Here is a 1271-nt window from a genome sequence, read left to right as displayed (position 1 = left end):
CGCGGGCGCTGGTCGCGGGCGGGCTGGCCTCGGTCGAGGTGACGTTGCGTACGGCCGGTGCGCTGGAGGCGATACGGGCCGTCGCGGCGGAGGTGCCCGAGGCAGTCGTGGGCGCGGGCAGCGTGCTGACGCCCGATCAGGCGACGGCGGCCGTCGAAGCCGGGGCCCGGTTCCTGGTGAGCCCCGGGTGGACCGAGCGGCTGCTGAAGACGGCGCGCGGCACGGGCGTGCCGTTCCTGCCAGGGGTGTCCACCGCGTCGGAGGTCATGACGCTCCTGGAGCGCGGAGTGCGCGAGATGAAGTTCTTCCCCGCGGAGGCGTCGGGCGGCGTGGCCTTCCTGAAGTCCCTCGCCGGACCCCTGCCGTCGGCCCGCTTCTGCCCGACGGGCGGCATCGGCCCCGATTCCGCCCCCGCCTACCTCGCCCTGCCCAACGTGGGGTGCGTGGGCGGCACGTGGATGCTGCCCGCCGACGCGATCGCGCGCCGGGACTGGACACGGGTGACCGCACTCGCGCGCGCTGCGGCGGCCCTGCGTCCGTGACGGGGTGCCCGGGCGTCACACAGCGGTCATCCCTGCCCACCGATGTGGTGTCGTCCGAAAGGGTCAACCCCGCAACGCGCCATGGAACGCCATCGAACGCCACACCCCCCGCCGTACCTGCATCGGTGAACGTCCACGATCTCCAAGCCGCCGCCCCGCATCCGCATTTCGGCCCCTGACCCGCACTCCTTCCGCGTAGCCTGCTGCTCGCCATGAACGATTTCGTTGACGAGGCCCGCTCGCGAGTCGCACACCTGCTCAGGATGGCCAACACCACGGACGCCCGGATCAGGGCGCGGATCATCGAGTACGCGGACACCACCCCGGAGCCGCCCGTCATGAGCCGCGCCGGGATCGTCACCACCGGATGCCCGCGCTGTCTTCGGACCGCGTGGCGGCAGCACGACGCGGAGGGGCCCGTCTGGGTCTGCGCGTCGTGCGGCCATGTGGAAGGAGTAGTCGTGCAGTGCCCCCACTGCGACATCGCCATGATCCCGCCGCCGATGGGCGCGCCCGACCGATGGCAGTGCCCGTCGTGCCCGCGCGTCGCGGCGACCGGTGAGAGCGCCCAGGACATCGAGGAACGGGAGCGGCAGCGGGTCGCTGCGCTGGCGGCCCTCGACCAGGCCATGGCACTGCGTGCGGCTGAGCAGTGACGGGCCTTCCGGGGCTGCGCCCCGGACCCCCGTGGTGGTCGGTTGCGGCCGGTGGGCCCGTTTGTGCCCACCC

General features: G+C 73.3%; 2 protein-coding genes. Both read left to right on the top strand.

Annotated features, from left to right (window positions below; all coding sequences use genetic code 11):
- Positions 1–542: bifunctional 4-hydroxy-2-oxoglutarate aldolase/2-dehydro-3-deoxy-phosphogluconate aldolase (gene eda / locus K6I34_RS37120; protein WP_229332415.1), on the top strand; the 542-nt coding region annotated here is incomplete at its 5' end.
- Positions 543–754: 212 nt separating this feature from the next.
- On the top strand, positions 755–1198 hold the full coding sequence (locus K6I34_RS37115; protein ID WP_229332414.1) for a hypothetical protein: 444 nt from the start codon (positions 755–757) through the stop codon (positions 1196–1198).
- Positions 1199–1271 lie beyond the last annotated feature (73 nt).

This window comes from Streptomyces sp. UNOC14_S4, assembly GCF_020740835.1.
In the GTDB taxonomy this organism is placed as follows: domain Bacteria; phylum Actinomycetota; class Actinomycetes; order Streptomycetales; family Streptomycetaceae; genus Streptomyces.
The sequence above is the reverse complement of the archived record's forward strand: the minus strand, read 5'-3'. Positions and strand labels throughout refer to the sequence as shown.

What these genes read in the sequence shown, in the direction of transcription:
- K6I34_RS37115 (WP_229332414.1), top strand. Translation starts at nt 755, where the DNA reads ATGAACGATTTCGTTGACGAGGCCCGCTCGCGAGTCGCACACCTGCTC.